Raw genomic sequence first — 18675 nt, 5'->3', positions numbered from 1 at the left:
ATGAATTCGAAAATTCGCCATATACTGAGCCTGACTCTTGATTTGCCTGAGGCTGACGCCATGCACTTTGATCTGATCGACCTGCGCCTCTACCTGCACATCCTCGATACCGGCAATATCACCGCTGGCGCGGCTCGCAGTCATTTGTCCCTGGCTGCCGCCAGCGCACGCATCCGGGCGATGGAGTCTTCACTGGGCATCGCGTTTCTCGACCGTGGCCGCCGTGGCGTCACCCCAACCCCTGCGGGCAAAGCCTTGGCCCGGCACGCTCGCCTGCTGTTGCAACAGGCCGAACACCTGCGACAGGACCTGGCCGAATACGCCAATGGCGTCAAAGGCCAGGTCCGCCTGTTGTGCAACACCACCGCCCTCAGTGAATACCTGCCTGAACTGCTCGCCGGCTTTCTGCGTGAATACCCCAACCTCGATATCGACTTGCAGGAACTGCCCAGCCTGCGCATTACCCAAGCCTTGCGCCAGGGCACAGCCGACCTGGGAATTATTTCCGATGCGGTGGACACCCACGGCTTGCAAACCTTGCCGTTTCGCGATGATCCGTTGGTGCTGATCGTGCCCCTTGATCATCCGCTGACCACAGCCAGTTTCATCGACAGCTTGCAGTACGACTACGTAGGCTTGGCGGCCAACAGTGCGCTGGCGGTGTATCTGGAGGAGCAGGCATTGCACGCAGGCTTTCGTCTGCAAACCCGCATCCGCGCAGACGGATTTGATGGCTTGATTCGCATGGTTGCCGGCGGCGCCGGCCTGGGCATCGTGCCTCAGGCCGCCCTGCAACGCTGGCCGTCGGAGCGCCGCTTCAAGGCCCACCCCCTGCGCGAAGAGTGGGCCTGTCGCAAGCTGCTGTTATGCGCACGCGACTTCGAACAACTGCCGGGTTACGCCAGGGCTTTGTTCGTGGCCTTGGCCCTGCCCTTGCGGAAAAACCCGTAATACACCGCCGACAGTATCAGCAGGAACGGCACGCCAAACACCAGGGTCATCTTGAACGCCTCGGTGAAATAGGTGGTGATCATCACCGCTCCCATCAGCACCAGCCCCAACAGCGTGCTGTAGGGAAACAAGCGCAGCTGGAATGACAACTTCGCCCCGCCATGGCGCTTGCGATAGCGGCGGAAAAACAGGTGCGTGAGGAAGATCATGAACCAGGTGAAGATCGCGCCGAACATCGAGATCGCCATCATCAGGGTGAACGAGCTTTCCGGGTACACCACATTAAGTAAGGTCGCCAAGGCGATGCCCGAACTGGACAGCAACAGGGCATTGAGCGGGATGCCGCTCTTGCTCAAAGCGCCCATGACCTTGGGCGCAAAGCCTGCGCGAGACAGGCTGAACATCATGCGCGTGGTGATGTAGAGCTGGCTGTTCATCGCCGACAGCGCCGCGATCAGGATCACGAAGTTCATCACCCCGGTGGCGCCGGGAATGCCGATGGTCTGCATCACCGTGACGAATGGGCTCTGGGTCTGGCCCGCCTGGTTCCACGGCACGATGGCAAGCATCAGCGCCAGGGTCAGCAGGTAGAACACCACCAGGCGCACAATGGTGGCGCGAAAGGCTTTCTTCACCGCCTGTTCCGGATCGGCGGCTTCACCGGCGGCCACGGCGATCATCTCGACACTGAGGTAACTGAAGATCGACACAATCACCGCGATCCACATGCCGCTCAAGCCATGGGGGAAAAACCCGTCGTGGGCCGTGTAGTTCTGCACCCCGTAGTCGGGACTGCCGGAGCCGAACACCACATACACGGCGAGGATGATGAAACCGACGATGGCGCTGATCTTGATCGTCGAGAACCAGTATTCGAAGTTACCGAAGGTCTTCACGCTGATGGCATTGAGCAGGATCAGCACGCTGGAAAACGACACGATCCACACCCACTCCGGCACGTTGGCAAACCAATACTTCATGTACATCGCCACCGCCGTGACCTCGGCGCCTACGGCCAGCACAATCGCCGCCCAGTAGGCATAGCGCACCAGGAAGCCGGCCAGTGGGCTGATGTAGAACTCGGCATAGGCGCCAAAGGAGCCGGAGGTGGAATGGGCCACCGTCATCTCCGCCAGGCAGCCCATCAGCAACAAGGTGATCAATGCGCCGATGGCGTAGCTCACCAGCACGCTCGGCCCGGCATAGCCGATGGCATAGGCGCTGCCCATGAACAGCCCGGTACCGATGGCACCACCGATGGCGATCATGCTCATCTGGCCGGAAGTGAGCTGGCGCCTCAGGCCCAGTTCACGTTGGGTGATCTCTGCAAAGCCGTTGTCTGGCGTGGTCACTGGAGTGCCCCTTTTATTATTGTGATGGTTGCTTGACTGTTGTCACAGTTCCCCTGTGGGAGGGGGCTTGCTCCCGATAGCGATGTGGCAGTAGACACATCAGTGACTGACACACTGTTATCGGGGGCAAGCCCCACATTGGGTCTGTGGTGCTATCAGGTGACGCTGTTGCGCACTTTGAATTGCGGCTGGTCCCAGGTGGTGTTGTCGAGAATTTCACCGAGAATTTCCACGGCGTCCCACACCTCGGTAAAGCTTGTGTACAACGGCGTGAAACCAAAACGCATAATCCGCGGCTCGCGGTAATCACCGATCACGCCCCGGGCGATCAGGGCCTGGATCACGGCGTAACCTTCGGGGTGTTCGAAACTGACGTGGCTGCCACGCCGGGCGTGTTCGCGCGGGGTGACCAGGGTCAGGCCATGGGCGGCGCAACGGCTTTCGACCAGCGCAATAAACAGGTCGGTCAATGCCAGGGATTTAGTCCGCAGGCTGGCCATATCGGTCTGGGCAAAAATCTCCAGGCCGCACTCCACCATGGCCAACGAGGTGATCGGCTGGGTGCCGCACAGGTAGCGCGCAATGCCGGTGCTGGGTGCGTAGGTGGATTCCATGGCGAACTGGCGGGTGTGCCCGAACCAGCCCGACAACGGCTGGCGCACCACGTCCACCAACTTCGGGTTGACCCACACGAACGCCTGGGACCCCGGGCCGCCGTTGAGGTATTTGTAGGTGCAGCCGATCGCATAATCAGCGCCGGCCCGATGCAGGTCGACCGGCACCGCGCCCGCCGAATGCGCCAGGTCCCAGATGCTCAGCGCGCCGCACTCGTGGCTCAAGGCGGTAAGCGCCTGCATGTCGTACATGTAGCCGGTCTTGTAGTTGACGTGGGTAAGCATCACCACCGCCACGTCCTGATCGATTGCCTGCGGCAGCTCGTCGGGGCTGTTGACCAACTGCAGGGAATAACCCTGTTGCAGCAATTGCGCCAAGCCCTGCGCGATATACAGATCGGTGGGAAAGTTGCTCGCCTCACTGACGATCACCTTGCGCCCAGGCGCACGTTGGCGCTGCACACTCAACGCCGCACTGAGCACCTTGAACAGGTTGATCGAGGTGGTATCGGTGATCACCACTTCACCGTCCCGCGCACCGATCAATGGCGCCAGGCGATTACCCAGGCGCAGGGACAAATCCGCCCAGCCGGCGCTGTTCCAGCTGCGGATCAAACCAGTGCCCCACTCCTCGGCAATCACCTGCCGGGCCCGCTCCAGCGACGCCACCGGGCGGGCGCCGAGGGAGTTGCCGTCGAGGTAGATCACCCCCTCGGGCAAGGCGAACTGGGCGCGCAGTGGCGCCAACGGGTCCTGGGCGTCGAGGGCGTGGCAATGGCTTCGAGTGGTCATGGGTCGTCCTGGTTTTTATCAGTGAAGATGCAGCAAATAATGAACGAGGTTTTAGAGAATTTTCGTGCAAAGTGGTGGGTAACAGGCTAATTAAGCTGTAGGAAATTCGAATTTAACCTCTAAACACGCGGATTTATTCTAAGCATGATTCTCGACGCTACCGACCTGCGCCTCCTGCATTTCCTGCAACAGGATGGCCGTATCAGCAACCAGGAACTGGCGGAAAAAGTCGCGCTTTCGCCATCCGCCTGCCTGCGCCGTTTGCGCCTGTTGGAGAGCGAGGGCATCATCAGCGGTTACCGTGCGGTATTGAATGCCGAGCAGTTGGGGATCGAGCTGGAAGCCATCGTGCACCTGTCGTTGCGCCAGGATGTAGAAGACTGGCATGAGACCTTTATCAAGAAAGTCCAAGGCTGGCCGGAGGTGGCAAGCGCCTATGTGATCACCGGCGCCAGCAACTATGTGCTGCGGGTGCAGGCGCGCAATCTCAAGCACTTTTCGGACTTTATCGTGAACCACCTGAACCGCACGGCGGGTGTGATGGATATCAGGTCGGAGATTGTGCTGCAGAAGATCAAGGACCGGGATGAAGTGTTGGATCTGGTCGTGCGCAAATAGCACCAACACCACAAATCAAATGTGGGAGGGGCGGTGCGACGATTCGACTTGCTCCCGATAGCAGAGTGTCAGTCACCTATTTACTCACTGACCCACCGCTATCGGGAGCAAGTCGAATCGTCGCACCGCCCCTCCCACATTTTTGACCGCGTTGATCAGTCTTCCAGGGCACGGACTCGCTGCATGCGCTGCTGCTCTACCGGCGCCGCCGCAGGCTGCAACTCAAAGTCAAAATCAATCTGCGCAAACCGCCCTTGCACACCAAACTCCCGTGCCAGCTGCGGATCGTCACTGAAGCGAATCTCGGCAATCAGTTCATCGCGCGTGGCATAGGCAAAGTCATCATGCAGGTACGGGTCATCGGACAGGTTGATCTGCGTGGTCAGGTGCCGGTGCCCGGGCGCCGAGATGAAGAAGTGGATATGCGCAGGGCGTTGTCCATGGCGCCCCAGTTGGTCGAGCAATTGCTGCGTCGGCCCGGTGGGCGGGCAGCCATAGCCGGAGGGCACGATGCTGCGAAAACGGTAATTGCCCTGGGCGTCGGTCTCGATGCGTCGGCGCAGGTTAAATGCCGATTGACTCGGATCGAACCATGAATAGGTACCGCCCGTATTGGCCTGCCATACATCGACAATCGCCCCCGCCAGTGGCTTGCCATCGGTATCGCGCACTTGCCCGCGCATGAACAACGGTACCGCGTCATCCTGGCCATCATCCAACCGCGCTTCGTACTTCGACAACGGCGCGCCGGCTACGTACAAAGGGCCTTCGATGGTGCGCGGTGTGCCGCCGGACTTGCCGGCCTGTTCATCGGCGGCGTCCATCAGCAGGTCGAGGTAATGCTCCAGGCCCAGGCCTGCGGCGAGCAGGCCGGCTTCCTGGTTCTTGCCCAGTTCATTGAGGTAGTTGACCGCCTTCCAGAATTCTTCCGGGGTCACTTCCAGGTCTTCGATGATGTTCACGGTATCGCGCAGGATCCGGTACATCAGCGCCTTGGCGCGCGGGTTGCCGGCGTCATTGAGGTTACCGCTGGCTTCTTCGAGAAACCGTTGGGCGTGAGCAGTCTGGGACAGGCGGATGGTCATGGTGCATTCCTCATCTTGTCATTATTAGTTTTTCAAAAGGCGCTTAGCGGTCGTCTGCATGGATCGACGACGGGTGCCGGCACAGCGCATTCACTTCGATGGCCATGTAGGGAAACAGCGGCAGTTGCATCAGCAGGTCGTGCAGGTCCTGCACGCTGTCGACATCGAACACGCTGTAGTTGGCGTAGTGCCCGGCGATGCGCCACAGGTGGCGCCATTTGCCCTCTTGCTGCAGGCGCTGGGCCAGGGCTTTCTCTTCGGCCTTGAGGCTGTCGGCGCGCTCGGGGTGCATGTCGAGGGGCAGGTTTACGGTCATCTTTACGTGAAACAACATGGCAGGCGCCTCTTAGTGTTTGTCACGGCGGAAGAACGCCAGGCGCTCTTCATCGAGCGCCAGGCCCAGGCCCGGCGCAGTGGAAACATGCAGCTGGAAATCGCGGTATACCGGCGGCTCGGTGAGAATGTCCTCGGTCAGCAACAGCGGGCCGAACAGCTCGGTGTCCCACGCCAGTTTGCTCAGGGTGAGGAATGCATGGGCCGAGGTCAGGGTGCCGATGCCACCTTCGAGCATGGTGCCGCCGTACAGGCCAATGCCGGCCGCTTCGGCAATCGCCGCCGTGCGCAACACGGCACGGGGGCCGCCGTTCTTGGCGATCTTGAGGGCGAACACCGAGGCCGCGCCTTCGCGGGCCAGGTTGAAGGCGTCCTCGACACACTCGATGGACTCATCGGCCATGATCGGCACCGGGCTCGACAGGTTCAGCCGGGCCATACCGCCGCGGTTATTGCGCGAGATCGGTTGCTCGATCAAGTCTATGCCGTTGTCGCCAAGCACTTGGCATGCCCGCAGGGCCACGGCTTCATCCCAGGCCTGATTGACGTCGACACGCACACTGGCACGCTCGCCCAGGGCCTTCTTGATCGCGATCACATGGGTCAGGTCACGGCTGATTTCACCGGCGCCGATCTTCAACTTGAAAATACGGTGACGGCGCAGGTCGAGCATCTTCTCGGCCTCGCCGATGTCTTGTTCGGTGTTGCCGCTGGCCAGGGTCCACGCCACCGGCAGCGCATCGCGTACACGCCCGCCGAGCAGTTCGCTGACCGGCAGGCCCCGGCGTTTGCCGAGGGCGTCGAGCAAGGCGCTTTCGATGCCGGACTTGGCAAAGGAATTGCCGCGAATACTGCGTTCCAAGCGCAACATGGCGGCGTTGATATTGTTGGCGTCCTGGCCAATCAACAGCGGCGTGAAATGGCGGTCGATGTTGACTTTGATGCTGTCGGGGCTCTCGTTGCCATAGCTCAGGCCGCCGATGGTGGTGGCTTCGCCGATGCCTTCGATGCCGTCGGCGCAACGCAGGCGGATGACCACCAAGGTCTGGTTTTGCATGGTGTGCATCGCCAGCTTGTGCGGGCGAATGGTGGGGAGGTCGACGATGATGGTTTCGATCGACTCGATGGCGCAGGTCAGCATGGCAATACCCATTGGGTTCTTTATAGGTTTTTGCCGATTCTGTGCCGTATTTTTTCGGGGTTCCAATATAGAATTGGTCTGATTCAATACCCTTAAGGTATGAAAGGAACTGATATGGAACTGCGACACTTACGCTATTTCCAAGTGCTGGGCGAGACCCTCAACTTCACCCGCGCCGCCGAACGCCTGCACATCGCCCAGCCGCCCTTGAGCCGACAGATCCAACAGTTGGAGGATGAGCTGGGGGTCATTCTGCTGGAGCGTAGCCGCCCTTTGCGCCTGACCGAGGCCGGGCGATTTTTCTATGAGCATGCCAATGTGTTGCTCGAACAATTGGGCAAGGTCTGCGACAACACCCGGCGCATCGGCCTGGGCGAAAAGACCTGGTTGGGCATCGGCTTTGCGCCCTCGACCTTGTACGGCGTGCTGCCGGAATTGATTCGGCGCCTGCGCAACCATGAGGCCCTGGAGCTGGAGCTGGGCTTGTCGGAAATGACCACCCTGCAGCAGGTCGACGCGCTCAAGGCCGGGCGCATCGATGTGGGCTTCGGACGGATTCGCATCGACGACCCGGCCATTGTCCAGCGGGTATTGGTGGAGGATCGCCTGGTAGCCGTGCTGCCCAGTGGTCACCCCTTGCTGGACGCCCCCGCCACCCTCGCCCAGTTGGCCACCGAACCCTTTGTGCTCTACCCCGGCAACCCGCGCCCCAGTTATGCCGACCATGTGATCGCATTGTTCGACGCCCATGGCTTGAGCCTGAAGGTGGCGCAGTGGACCAACGAGTTGCAGACCGCTATCGGCCTGGTGGGTGCCGGGATGGGTGTGACATTGGTGCCGGCGTCGGTGCAGGTGCTGCATCGGGCGGATATTGGCTATACACCGGTAGCGGAAGCTACTGCGACCTCGCCGATCATTCTCAGCCGGCGGGTAAATGATCAGTCGCCGGGGCTGAGTCATTGCCTGCAACTGGTGGAAGAGTTGATCTGAGATTCCATATGCACCACAAATCCAGTGTGGGAGGGGGCTTGCTCCCGATAGCGGTGTGTCAGTCAATGGATGTACTGGCTGACACGCCGCTATCGGGAGCAAGCCCCCTCCCACAGTTTGATCCTCATCGTTTTCAAAGGCTGCGCAGGCGCTTGCGTTGCAGGGTTTGGCTGGGGGATTCATCAAACTGCTTGCGGTACTCCGCCGAAAACCGTCCCAAGTGAGTAAACCCCCAACCCAACGCAATTTCCGAGATGGTACGCACCGAGCCCTGCTCAAGAATCTCCTGACGCACAGCCCCCAGCCGATGCTTCTTCAGATAAGCCATGGGCGAGAGCGCAAAGTACTTGCGAAACGCATCGAACAGCTTGAACCGCGACACCCCCGCCGCCGCCTCCAGATCTTCCAGGTGCACGGCTTCGCGGGCGTTGTCGTGGATGTACTGGCGCGCCCGGGTCAGGTAATGCGGCAGTTTTACGCCCAGCACGTCACGCAGCTCTTCGGAGTAGTTATTCGGCTGGGCCAGGATCAGGCCCTTGATCAGTGAGCTTTCCAGGTCGCGGGTGAACGCCGCCTGCTCGTACAACTCGCTGCGGCATTCCAGCTCGGCGATGAAGTAACGCGCCATGCGCCACCACGCAGCCGGGGCGCCCTCCACCGCATCCATCACCGATTCAAAGCGCAGCGGCGCGTCGATGGGCCGTTGCAACAAACCTTCCAGCGATTCACTCATGGCCGCGCGGGTAATCACCACCTGCAACTTGCGGCAGTCACCGGAAATCGCCAGCACCTGATGTTCATTGGGGGAAATGATCACGCCCTGGTCGCGGTTGGAACTGAGGCGTTCACCGTTCTTGCTCAGTTCTTGTTCGCCCACCAATGGCAGGCTAAGGCTGTAGCTGCGAAAGTGCTCGGCATCTTCGATATCGATAGTCACATCGGTGCCGTATTCGATAACGCCCAGGGTGGTGGCGCGAGATTTGAACACATTGGCACTGTGGTGAAAACGCAGGCGCTCGGGCGTCGCCGTAGCCAGGCGATGAGGCCCGCAGATGCCGGACATCCAGCTGCGGGCCCCCTCCAGGTCGAAGCGTTGGATATGAATATCGCGTGTCTGGCTACTCATCGGGCTGCACCCACGGCGGTTAGGCGTTTGCGCGCTCTGGCGGCGCGTCGTTGAACATCGACAGCAAGTTCCAAGCCACGCCAGCGCGGTCACCACTGGGTGGATAGCAAAGGTCGACTATGTGGATAAAGCCCAGCCTTTTGCGACCTTCGCCTGCAATCACAGTAGCGCATGCTGTCACTTGCGCGCACCGCCGTGGGTATTTGCTGCCCAACTTTGCGGCCCAGCTTCCCCCATTAAGCGGATAGCCCGCCACCACCTCACAGGCTCTTAATGGCTCACCGTTTAGCCATGATCAAAGGTGCCTCCCATGAGTGGTGCAAGAAGCGTCGAGCAGTGGAAGATTTTTATCGAAAGCTGCCTGGATTTTCGCCCGGCCGATGCGGTGTTTCGCATCGCCCGCGACATGTTCACCGAGCCTGAGTTGTTCGAGCTGGAGATGGAACTGATCTTCGAAAAGAACTGGATCTACGCCTGCCACGAAAGCGAGCTGGCGAACAACCACGACTTCGTGACGATGCGCGCCGGGCGCCAACCAATGATCATCACCCGCGATGGCGAAGGCCGGCTCAACGCGTTGATCAATGCCTGCCAACATCGCGGCACCACCCTCACCCGGGTGGGCAAGGGCAACCAGTCCACCTTTACCTGCCCGTTCCACGCCTGGTGCTACAAGAGCGACGGCCGGCTGGTGAAGGTCAAGGCACCCGGGGAATATCCGGAAGGGTTTGACAAAGCCACCCGAGGCCTGAAAAAAGCCCGCATCGACAGCTACAAGGGCTTTGTGTTTATCAGCCTCGACGTGCAGGGCACGGACAGCCTCGAAGACTTCCTCGGCGACGCCAAAGTGTTTTTCGACATGATGGTGGCGCAATCCGCCACGGGGGAGCTGGAGGTGCTGCCGGGCAAGTCCGCCTACACCTATGACGGCAACTGGAAACTGCAAAACGAAAACGGCCTGGACGGTTATCACGTCAGCACCGTGCACTACAACTACGTGGCCACGGTGCAGCATCGCCAGCAGGTCAATACGGAGAACGGCACAGATTCCAGCACGACCTTGGACTACAGCAAGCTCGGCGCCGGTGACGCCAATACCGACGACGGCTGGTTCGCCTTCAACAACGGCCACAGCGTGTTGTTCAGCGACATGCCCAACCCCAGCGTGCGCTCCGGCTACGCCACCATCATGCCGCGCCTGGTGCAAGAGCACGGCCAGCAAAAGGCCGAGTGGATGATGCACCGCCTGCGCAACCTGAACATCTACCCCAGCCTGTTCTTCCTCGACCAGATCAGCTCACAGCTGCGCATCATCCGCCCTGTGGCCTGGAACAAGACCGAGATCATCAGCCAGTGCCTGGGTGTGAAGGGTGAGTCCGATGCAGATCGCGAAAACCGCATTCGCCAATTCGAGGATTTCTTCAACGTCTCGGGCATGGGTACGCCGGACGACCTGGTGGAATTTCGCGAAGCCCAGCGCGGTTTCCAGGGCCGCCTGGAGCGCTGGAGCGATATCTCACGGGGCAGCCACCGCTGGGAAACCGGACCTACTCCCAACAGCGAAGCCATTGGCATCCAACCAGCCATGACCGGCACCGAGTTCACCCACGAAGGCCTGTACGTCAACCAGCATCGCAACTGGCAGCAGTTCCTGCTCAAGGGCCTGGACCGGCAAGCGCTGACACTGCGGGAGGTGAAGTGATGAATGCGCAATTGCAGTACCAGATCGAGCAGTTTTTCTACCGAAAATCCGAACTGTGCGACGCCCAGGACTGGGATGCCTATGTGCAGTTGTTCGACCCGCAGAGTGAATTCCACCTGCCGCAGTGGGACTCGGAACACGTCTACACCCGCGACCCCAAGCGTGAGATGTCGTTGATCTACTACGCCAACCGTTCGGGCCTGGAAGACCGCGTGTTCCGTCTGCGCACCGGCAAGGCCGCCTCAGCCACACCGATGCCGCGCACCTTGCACCTGATCAATAACGTACGCATTGCCGAACAAAGCGACGGCACCTTGGAGGTGCGCTTGAACTGGCACACGCTGTTTTATCGGCTGGCTACGTCCGAGCAGTTCTATGGGCACGCAACCTATCGCCTCAAGCCCGAGGGCGACAGCTGGCTGATCACCCGCAAGCACGCCTTGCTGCTCAACGACACCATCAATTCGGTGCTGGATTTCTATCACCTGTAACAGTTGGGCATTCCCCTGTAGGAGCGAGCTTGCTCGCGAAAAACTCAAGCACACCGCGTGCATCAGGCTACCCGGCGTCATCGTTGAAGTTCTTCGCGAGCAAGCTCGCTCCTACAGGTGTTCATACCTATCCACGGAGTCATGTGAATGAATCACAAAGTGGCCTTCAGTTTTGCCGATGGCAAAACCCTGTTCTTTCCGGTCGGCGCCAATGAAATCCTCTTGGATGCGGCCCTGCGCAACGGCATCAAGATCCCGCTGGATTGCCGCGAAGGCGTGTGCGGTACCTGCCAGGGCCGTTGCGAATCGGGGGATTACACCCAGGACTATGTAGACGACGAAGCGCTCTCCAGCCTCGACCTGCAACAACGCAAGATGCTCAGTTGCCAGACCCGGGTGCAGTCCGACGCCACCTTCTACTTCGACTTCGATTCAAGCCTGTGCAATGCGTCCGGGCCAGTGCAAGTACGCGGCACAGTGAGCGCGGTGAAGCAAATATCGACCAGCACGGCGATCTTGCAGGTGCAACTGGAGCAGCCACTGGATTTCCTGCCCGGCCAATACGCTCGCCTCGCGGTGCCCGGCACCGACAGTTGGCGCTCCTACTCCTTCGCTAATCGGCCGGGCAACCCACTGCAATTCCTGGTGCGCCTGCTGCCGGATGGGGTGATGAGCAACTATTTGCGCGAGCGCTGCCAGGTGGGCGACGAGATGCTGCTGGAGGCGCCATTGGGTGCGTTCTACCTGCGCCATGTCACCCAGCCGCTGGTGCTGGTGGCGGGCGGCACCGGCTTGTCGGCGTTGCTGGGCATGCTCGATGAGCTGGCGGCCAACGGCTGTGCGCAACCGGTGCACCTGTACTACGGCGTGCGCGGTGCCGAGGATTTATGCGAAGCGGCGCGTATCCAGGACTACGCGGGGAAAATCCCGGGCTTTCGCTACACCGAAGTGCTCAGCGAGCCCTCCGATGACTGGCCCGGCAAGCGCGGTTACCTTACCGAGCATTTTGACCTGGCCGAATTGCGGGACAGATCGGCGGATATGTACCTGTGCGGTCCCCCGCCAATGGTCGAATCCATCCAACAATGGCTGGCGGATCAGGCACTTGATGGCGTTCAGCTGTATTACGAAAAGTTTACGCAGAGTAATATCTGACCCTCAGCAGTTCTGAGGGGCCGATGCGGCGTGCAATCACCCTTGAGAAAAACAAGTAGAAGGGAATGTTAATGGCGGATGACATGGTTAACCCGGTGGGCCTCAAGCGAGGCCTGAAGAACCGGCACATTCAGCTGATCGCCTTGGGAGGTGCGATTGGTACAGGCTTGTTCCTCGGCTCGGCCGGGGTGCTCAAGTCGGCGGGGCCGTCGATGATCCTGGGCTATGCAGTGGCCGGGTTTATCGCGTTCCTGATCATGCGCCAGCTCGGCGAGATGATCGTCGAGGAACCGGTGGCCGGCTCCTTCAGCCACTTCGCGCACAAGTACTGGGGCGGCTACGCGGGCTTTTTGGCGGGCTGGAACTACTGGGTGCTGTATGTGCTGGTGGGCATGGCCGAACTGACGGCCGTGGGCAAGTACATCCAATTCTGGTGGCCGGAGATTCCGACCTGGGTCAGCGCCCTGGTGTTCTTTGTCGCGGTGAACCTGATCAACACCCTGAACGTGAAGTTCTTCGGCGAAGCCGAGTTCTGGTTTGCGATCATCAAGGTGGTGGCGATTGTCGGCATGATCGTGCTCGGCTGCTACCTGTTGTTCAGCGGCACTGGTGGCCCGCAAGCCTCGGTCAGCAACCTGTGGAGCCATGGCGGGTTCTTCCCCAATGGCGGCATGGGGCTGTTGATGTCCATGGCCTTCATCATGTTCTCGTTCGGTGGGCTGGAACTGGTCGGCATCACCGCCGCCGAGGCCAGCGAGCCGCGCAAAGTGATCCCCAAGGCGATCAACCAGGTGGTGTACCGCATCCTGATTTTCTACGTCGGCGCGCTGACCGTGCTGTTGTCGCTGTACCCGTGGGATCAACTGCTGCAGACCCTCGGCGCGTCCGGCGATGCCTACAGCGGCAGCCCGTTTGTGCAGATCTTCTCGCTGATCGGCAACGACACCGCCGCCCACATCCTCAACTTCGTGGTGCTGACCGCGGCGTTGTCGGTGTACAACAGCGGCGTGTACTGCAACAGCCGCATGCTGTTCGGCCTGGCCGAGCAAGGTGACGCGCCCAAGGCGCTGATGAAGCTCAACAAGCAAGGCGTGCCGCTGCGGGCCTTGGCGATTTCGGCGTTGGTGACGATGCTGTGCGTGGTGGTCAACTATGTCGCGCCGCAGAGTGCCCTGGAGTTGCTGTTTGCGCTGGTGGTTGCTTCGCTGATGATCAACTGGGCGCTGATCAGCATCACCCATATCAAGTTCCGCAAGGCCATGGGCCAGCAAGGCGTGACGCCGTCGTTCAAGACCTTCTGGTTCCCGTTCAGCAATTACCTGTGCCTGGCGTTCATGCTGATGATCATCAGCGTAATGCTCGCAATCCCTGGAATTCGCGAGTCGGTGTATGCAATGCCGGTGTGGGTGGGGATTATCTATGTGGCCTATCGGTTGCGGATGAGAAACACGACGGTTGCAGTAACGCAATAACCCATGTGGGAGGGGGCTTGCTCCCGATGACAGTGTGTCAGCCAGCACATCCAGTGGCTGACACACTGCCATCGGGAGCAAGCCCCCTCCCACATTTTTAACTGCACTCCAAATGAAAAGCCCCGGTAATCCGGGGCTTTTTGTTTAGAGGGTCGAGCGTACTCGCCAAAGTTCGGGAAACAATACTGTGTCGAGCATCTTGCGCAGGTAACCCACGCCTTCGGTGCCACCGGTGCCCGGCTGAAAACCAATGATCCGCTCCACCGTGGTCACATGCCGGAAGCGCCATTGCCGGAACGAATCCTCCAGGTCGATGAACTTCTCGGCCAACTGATACAAATCCCAATACCGGCTCGGGTCGCGATACACCTCACGCCACGCCGCCTCCACCGACTCATCGTGCACTGTGGCCGCCGTCGGGTCGCGCTCGGCGCGCTGGGGATCAATCGCCAGCCCCGCCTTGATCATCAGGTTGATCGCCTCGTCATATAGCGACGGCGTGGCAATCGCCACCTGAAGTTCCTGCAACAATTGCGGCCGATGGGCATGGGGGCGCAGCAATGCCGGGCTCTTGTTGCCGAGGATGAATTCAATCTCGCGGTACTGGAACGACTGGAACCCCGACGACTGCCCCAGGAACGGGCGAATTGCCTTGTACTCCGACGGCGTCATGGTCGCCAGCACCGCCCAGGCGTGCACCAGTTGGTCGAAGATCCGCGAGACTCGCGCCAGCATCTTGAACGCCGGCGGCAACTCACCCAGGCGCACGTGTTCGCGGGCGGCCTTGAGTTCGTGGAGCATCAGTTTCATCCACAGCTCCGAAGTCTGGTGCTGGATGATGAAGAGCATTTCGTTATGGTCCGGCGACAGCGGGTGCTGGGCACTGAGGACTTTGCCCAGGTCCAGGTAGTCGCCATAGCTCATGGACTCGGAAAAATTCAGTTCGGCGTTATGCCATTCTTCCGGTGGCTGGTAATCGGCAGAGAAGGGACATTGGCTCATCGCGTGGGCTCCTTGAGCGGGCGCAGGATTGCGCGGACCGGGCTGGCATCGAGGTTGGCAAAGCGCAGCGGCAGTGCGATCAGCTCATAGTCGCCCTCCGGTACCTCATCGAGCACGATGCCTTCGAGGATCGCCATGCCGTGACGGGCTACGGCGTTGTGGGAATCCATGGTCTTGGACTGTTGCGGGTCCAGGGACGGCGTGTCGATACCGATCAGGCGCACACCCAGGCTGGCGAGCAGTTCAATGGTTTGTGGGGCGATGGCGGTGAAATTCGCATCCCATTCGCTGAGCGGCGCTTGTGGATAAGTGCGCAGCAGCACGCGCTCCGGCAGGTTATCCACACGGCCTTGCAACTGGTGTGGCTGCACCAACGCGCCGCTGCCCAGGCAATGCAGCACCCGGCACGGGCCCATGTACACGTCCAACGACACCTCGCCAATCGGCGCACCGTCGGCACTGTAATGCAGCGGAGCATCCACATGGGCGCCAGTGTGCGGCGACAAGGTCACGCGCCCCACATTCACCGGGCACTCCGGGCCGAACTGCCACACGCGCTCTTCCTGGAACGGCGTATCGCCCGGCCAGGTCGGGGTCGCCGTGCTCAAGGGCGGGCTGATATCCCACCACGTTTTTATTGGGTTCATTGCAAGGCTCTCACGGGGTACTGGGGTGAATGATACGAGGGCCAGCTGTGAATTTTCTTGCGAATTCTGGCGTTATGGGCGAATTCTTTCGCAGTTACTGCGATAAAAAGACAAATTACCGAACAATTCACACAGATCCAATGTGGGAGGGGGCTTGCTCCCGATAGTGGTGTGTCAGTAGCCATAGCGGTGACTGACACACTGCTATCGGGAGCAGGCCCCCTCCCACATTAACTGCGCTTCTGGGCATACCGATGTCGAGTCCAGACCACCAGCCCCAGCCGCGACGCTATAGGGTTCGATTCTTCTACCCTTGCCTCGGAGGCATCATGTCCAAGCCCATCACCGTACTGCGCGACACCCACCCACTGCCGGTCCTGGATGCCTGCAAATGGGAAAAGCTCGAAGGCGACCCGCACACCGTCAACCTCAACGCCTACACCAGCGAAGACGGCAGCAAGATCATGGGCACCTGGATCTGCACGCCGGGCAAGTGGTATGTCGAATACGTGAAGTGGGAATACTGCCATTTCCAGGAAGGCTACTGCGTGATCACGCCGGAAGGCATGGAGCCGATTCATTTGCGCGCTGGGGATATCTTTGTGGTGGAACCGGGGATGAAGGGCACTTGGGAAGTGGTCGAGACGGTGCGTAAGTATTTTGTGTTTGCCTGACCCGCAAAACCGGGAGCCAGCTGTTTGCTGGCCCCGGAAACCGCCCTATTTAGGCTTGCGATAGCTGTTGATGATCGCCGAGAAGTCCTTACCCCCTTCCCCACGCTGGCTCATCGATTGATAGAGCTGCTGGGCCACCGCACCGAGGATCACCGGCTGGTGTGCCTGACGTGCCGCTTCAGTGGCCAGGCCCAAATCCTTGAGCATCAGATCGGCACCAAAACCACCGGTGTAACCACGCGATGACGGCGCAGTTTCGATCACGCCGGGCCAAGGGTTGTAGGTGTCCGAACTCCAGCAGCGCCCGGTGGAACTGTTGATGATGCCGGCCAGCACTTGCGTATCAATGCCGAGCGCATCCCCCAGGGCCATGGCTTCGCTGACGCCGACCATGCTGATACCCAACAGCAGGTTGTTGCAGATCTTGGCGATTTGCCCGGTGCCGACATCACCGCAGTGCACGATATTGCGGCCCATCTGCGCCAATACCGGCTGCAGGGTGGCGAACAGTTCCGGGTTGGCGCCGACCATGAAGGTCAGCGTCCCGGCTTGTGCGCCGCCAGTGCCGCCGGAAACCGGTGCATCGGCCACGGCCACGCCCTGTTTTGCCGCCGCTGCCGCGACATCACGGATGGTCTGCGGGTCGATGGTGCTGCAATCCACCGCTGGCACGCCTTTGCCGATGCCTGCGAGCACGCCGTCTTCATTAAGCCAGACGCTGCGCACGTGGGCGGCGGCCGGCAGCATGGTAATCACCAGTTCCGCGCCTTGGGCCGCATCACGGGGCGAGCTGCTGATGGTGCCGCCCAATTCGGCGAGTTCCTTGAGCACGGTCTGGTTCAGGTCGAACAGGTTCAGCGCGTGCCCGGCCTTGATCAGGTTACGGGCCATGGGTGCGCCCATGTTGCCCAGGCCGATAAATGCAATCTTCATGGTCGTCTCCCAGGTTCAGCGCAGGTTGATGGTGGTGTTGACGCCATCGTTGACGGTGTCGTCATCGAACCAGCGGCTGGTGACGGTTTTGGTCTGGGTGTAGAACTGCACCACTTGCTTGCCATACGGGCCGAGGTCGCCGAGCTTGGAGCCACGGGAGCCGGTGAAGCTGAAGAACGGTACTGGCACCGGGATCGGGATGTTGATACCGACCTGGCCCACGTCGATTTCGCTCTGGAACTTGCGCGCCGCCGCACCGCTCTGGGTGAACAGGCCAGTGCCGTTGCCGAACGGGTTGGCGTTGACCAGGGCTATGGCTTGATCGAGGGTGTCGACTTCCAGCACCACCAGCACCGGCCCGAAGATTTCCTCGGTGTAGATGCGCATGTCGGTGGTGACGCCCGAGAACAGGGTCGGGCCGACAAAGTTACCTTGTTCGAAGCCCGGCACCTTGATATCGCGGCCATCCAGTTCCAGCTTGGCGCCTTCCTTCACGCCGCTTTCGATCAGCTCCAGGATGCGTGCCTTGGCGCGCTTGGAGATCACCGGGCCGACGTCGGTGCCGGCTTCGCTGCCGGCGTTGACCTTGAGCTTCTGCGCCAGGGCCTTGAGGTCCGGCAGCCACTGCTTGGCCGCCCCCACCAGCACCACCACCGAAGTGGCCATGCAACGCTGGCCCGCCGCGCCGAAACCGGCGCCGACGAGGGCATTGAGGGTGTGTTCGCGGTTGGCATCCGGCAGCACAACGGCGTGGTTCTTGGCGCCCATCATCGACTGCACACGCTTGCCGTGCTTGCCGGCCAGGTCGTAGACATGGGTGCCCACGGCGGTCGAACCGACGAAGGATACGGCCTTGATGTCTTTGTGGGTGCAGAGTGCATCCACCACGTCCTTGCCGCCATGCACCACGTTGAGTACGCCAGCCGGTACCCCGGCTTCCAGCGCCAGCTCTACCAGCAGCATGGTCGACAGCGGGTCCTGCTCGGATGGCTTGAGGACGAAGGTGTTCCCGCAGGCGATGGCCATCGGGAACATCCACAGCGGAATCATCGCCGGGAAGTTGAATGGGGTGATGCCGGCGCACACGCCGATAGGCTGGCGCAGGGTGTAGGTGTCGACGCCACCGGCTACATTCTCGGCGAACTCGCCCATTTGCAAGGTGCCGATGGAGCAGGCGTGCTCGACCACTTCCAGGCCACGGAAAATATCACCTTCGGCATCGGCAATGGTCTTGCCCTGCTCATTGCTGAGGACCACGGCGATACGCTTGGAATGTTCACGGATCAAGGCTTGCAGCTTGAGCATGATGCGCATGCGCGCGCCGATAGGCGTCAGCTTCCAGGTCTGGAAGGCACGATAGGCGGCGTCGATGGCAGCGTTGACTTCATCGGCAGTGGCGAATGGGACTTTGGCCAGCACCTGCTGGGTGGCCGGGTTGACGATGTCTTGCCACTGCGTGGTCTTGGACTCGACCCACTCGCCGTTGATCAGCAACTTGACCTGTTGCACGGAAATATCGGCAGATGCGTTCATGTGGTCTCCAGAATCTTGTATTTATGCAGAGAACCAAGGCGTTGAATCGCCTTGAAGAATGAGG

Annotated in this window: 18 protein-coding genes; 8 read left to right on the top strand and 10 right to left on the bottom strand. The window is 60.5% G+C overall.

The window, feature by feature from the left end; all coding sequences use genetic code 11:
- Positions 1-60: 60 nt before the first annotated feature.
- On the top strand, positions 61-951 hold the full coding sequence (locus tag KVH01_RS13665) for a LysR substrate-binding domain-containing protein (RefSeq protein WP_217882025.1): 891 nt from the start codon (positions 61-63) through the stop codon (positions 949-951).
- On the opposite strand, the gene KVH01_RS13660 is transcribed toward KVH01_RS13665, so the two are convergent.
- Positions 897-2303, bottom strand: a complete 1407-nt coding sequence (locus tag KVH01_RS13660; RefSeq protein ID WP_217881798.1) for an amino acid permease — start codon at positions 2301-2303, stop codon at positions 897-899. The two genes, KVH01_RS13665 and KVH01_RS13660, sit on opposite strands and share 55 nt — an antisense overlap.
- Positions 2304-2458: 155 nt before the next feature.
- Positions 2459-3709, bottom strand: coding sequence for a kynureninase (kynU, locus tag KVH01_RS13655; protein ID WP_217881797.1), 1251 nt, complete (start codon positions 3707-3709; stop codon positions 2459-2461).
- A gap of 144 nt (positions 3710-3853) precedes the next feature.
- Here kynU and KVH01_RS13650 point away from each other — a divergent pair, with 144 nt between their 5' ends.
- Positions 3854-4327: an Lrp/AsnC family transcriptional regulator gene (locus KVH01_RS13650; protein ID WP_003176072.1), complete on the top strand. Its 474-nt coding sequence runs from the start codon at positions 3854-3856 to the stop codon at positions 4325-4327.
- A gap of 155 nt (positions 4328-4482) precedes the next feature.
- Here KVH01_RS13650 and catA read toward each other — a convergent pair whose 3' ends face one another.
- Genes catA through KVH01_RS13635 form a run of 3 tightly spaced genes read right to left on the bottom strand, consistent with a single transcriptional unit; the run spans position 4483 to position 6886 of the window.
- Positions 4483-5412 carry a catechol 1,2-dioxygenase gene (gene catA, locus KVH01_RS13645; RefSeq protein ID WP_217881796.1) on the bottom strand — a complete coding sequence of 310 codons (930 nt, stop codon included), beginning with the start codon at positions 5410-5412 and terminating at the stop codon, positions 4483-4485.
- A 43-nt stretch (positions 5413-5455) separates the two neighbouring features.
- The gene (gene catC / locus KVH01_RS13640; RefSeq protein ID WP_043046752.1) at positions 5456-5746 is read right to left on the bottom strand and encodes a muconolactone Delta-isomerase; all 291 of its coding nucleotides are present in this window, start codon (positions 5744-5746) and stop codon (positions 5456-5458) included.
- A gap of 12 nt (positions 5747-5758) precedes the next feature.
- A complete protein-coding gene (locus tag KVH01_RS13635; protein ID WP_217882024.1) occupies positions 5759-6886 on the bottom strand; it encodes a muconate cycloisomerase family protein in 1128 nt (375 codons plus the stop codon).
- A 114-nt stretch (positions 6887-7000) separates the two neighbouring features.
- Here KVH01_RS13635 and KVH01_RS13630 point away from each other — a divergent pair, with 114 nt between their 5' ends.
- The gene (locus KVH01_RS13630) at positions 7001-7876 is read left to right on the top strand and encodes a LysR family transcriptional regulator (RefSeq protein ID WP_217881795.1); all 876 of its coding nucleotides are present in this window, start codon (positions 7001-7003) and stop codon (positions 7874-7876) included.
- A gap of 133 nt (positions 7877-8009) precedes the next feature.
- Here the strand turns inward: KVH01_RS13630 and KVH01_RS13625 are convergent, their stop codons facing one another.
- A complete protein-coding gene (locus KVH01_RS13625) occupies positions 8010-9002 on the bottom strand; it encodes an AraC family transcriptional regulator (protein WP_217881794.1) in 993 nt (330 codons plus the stop codon).
- 310 nt (positions 9003-9312) lie between these two features.
- Between KVH01_RS13625 and antA the strand changes: the two genes are divergently transcribed.
- The 4 genes from antA (at position 9313) to KVH01_RS13605 (ending at position 13822) form a co-directional block, all read left to right on the top strand.
- Complete coding sequence (gene antA / locus KVH01_RS13620) at positions 9313-10704, top strand: anthranilate 1,2-dioxygenase large subunit (RefSeq protein WP_217881793.1); 1392 nt, start codon at positions 9313-9315, stop codon at positions 10702-10704.
- Positions 10704-11195 (top strand): anthranilate 1,2-dioxygenase small subunit, encoded by a 492-nt coding sequence (gene antB / locus KVH01_RS13615; RefSeq protein ID WP_056845953.1) that lies wholly within the window; start codon positions 10704-10706, stop codon positions 11193-11195. Before antA ends, antB begins: the two co-directional genes overlap by 1 nt.
- 147 nt (positions 11196-11342) lie before the next feature.
- On the top strand, positions 11343-12350 hold the full coding sequence (antC, locus tag KVH01_RS13610; RefSeq protein ID WP_217881792.1) for an anthranilate 1,2-dioxygenase electron transfer component AntC: 1008 nt from the start codon (positions 11343-11345) through the stop codon (positions 12348-12350).
- Positions 12351-12421: 71 nt separating this feature from the next.
- The gene (locus KVH01_RS13605) at positions 12422-13822 is read left to right on the top strand and encodes an amino acid permease (protein WP_043046746.1); all 1401 of its coding nucleotides are present in this window, start codon (positions 12422-12424) and stop codon (positions 13820-13822) included.
- Positions 13823-13966: 144 nt separating this feature from the next.
- Here KVH01_RS13605 and kynA read toward each other — a convergent pair whose 3' ends face one another.
- Both kynA and kynB read right to left on the bottom strand, forming a co-directional pair.
- Positions 13967-14824 (bottom strand): tryptophan 2,3-dioxygenase, encoded by an 858-nt coding sequence (kynA, locus tag KVH01_RS13600; RefSeq protein ID WP_046069513.1) that lies wholly within the window; start codon positions 14822-14824, stop codon positions 13967-13969.
- Positions 14821-15471: an arylformamidase gene (gene kynB, locus KVH01_RS13595; RefSeq protein WP_217881791.1), complete on the bottom strand. Its 651-nt coding sequence runs from the start codon at positions 15469-15471 to the stop codon at positions 14821-14823. Before kynB ends, kynA begins: the two co-directional genes overlap by 4 nt.
- A gap of 329 nt (positions 15472-15800) precedes the next feature.
- Between kynB and KVH01_RS13590 the strand changes: the two genes are divergently transcribed.
- Positions 15801-16145, top strand: a complete 345-nt coding sequence (locus KVH01_RS13590) for a cupin domain-containing protein (RefSeq protein WP_003230905.1) — start codon at positions 15801-15803, stop codon at positions 16143-16145.
- A gap of 45 nt (positions 16146-16190) precedes the next feature.
- Here the strand turns inward: KVH01_RS13590 and mmsB are convergent, their stop codons facing one another.
- Positions 16191-17078, bottom strand: coding sequence for a 3-hydroxyisobutyrate dehydrogenase (gene mmsB, locus KVH01_RS13585; RefSeq protein ID WP_043046742.1), 888 nt, complete (start codon positions 17076-17078; stop codon positions 16191-16193).
- Between the two features lie 15 nt (positions 17079-17093).
- Positions 17094-18611, bottom strand: a complete 1518-nt coding sequence (locus KVH01_RS13580; RefSeq protein ID WP_217881790.1) for a CoA-acylating methylmalonate-semialdehyde dehydrogenase — start codon at positions 18609-18611, stop codon at positions 17094-17096.
- Positions 18612-18675: the final 64 nt, after the last annotated feature.

The organism is Pseudomonas khavaziana (genome assembly GCF_019145205.1).
GTDB lineage: Bacteria > Pseudomonadota > Gammaproteobacteria > Pseudomonadales > Pseudomonadaceae > Aquipseudomonas > Aquipseudomonas khavaziana.
The sequence above is the reverse complement of the archived record's forward strand: the minus strand, read 5'-3'. Positions and strand labels throughout refer to the sequence as shown.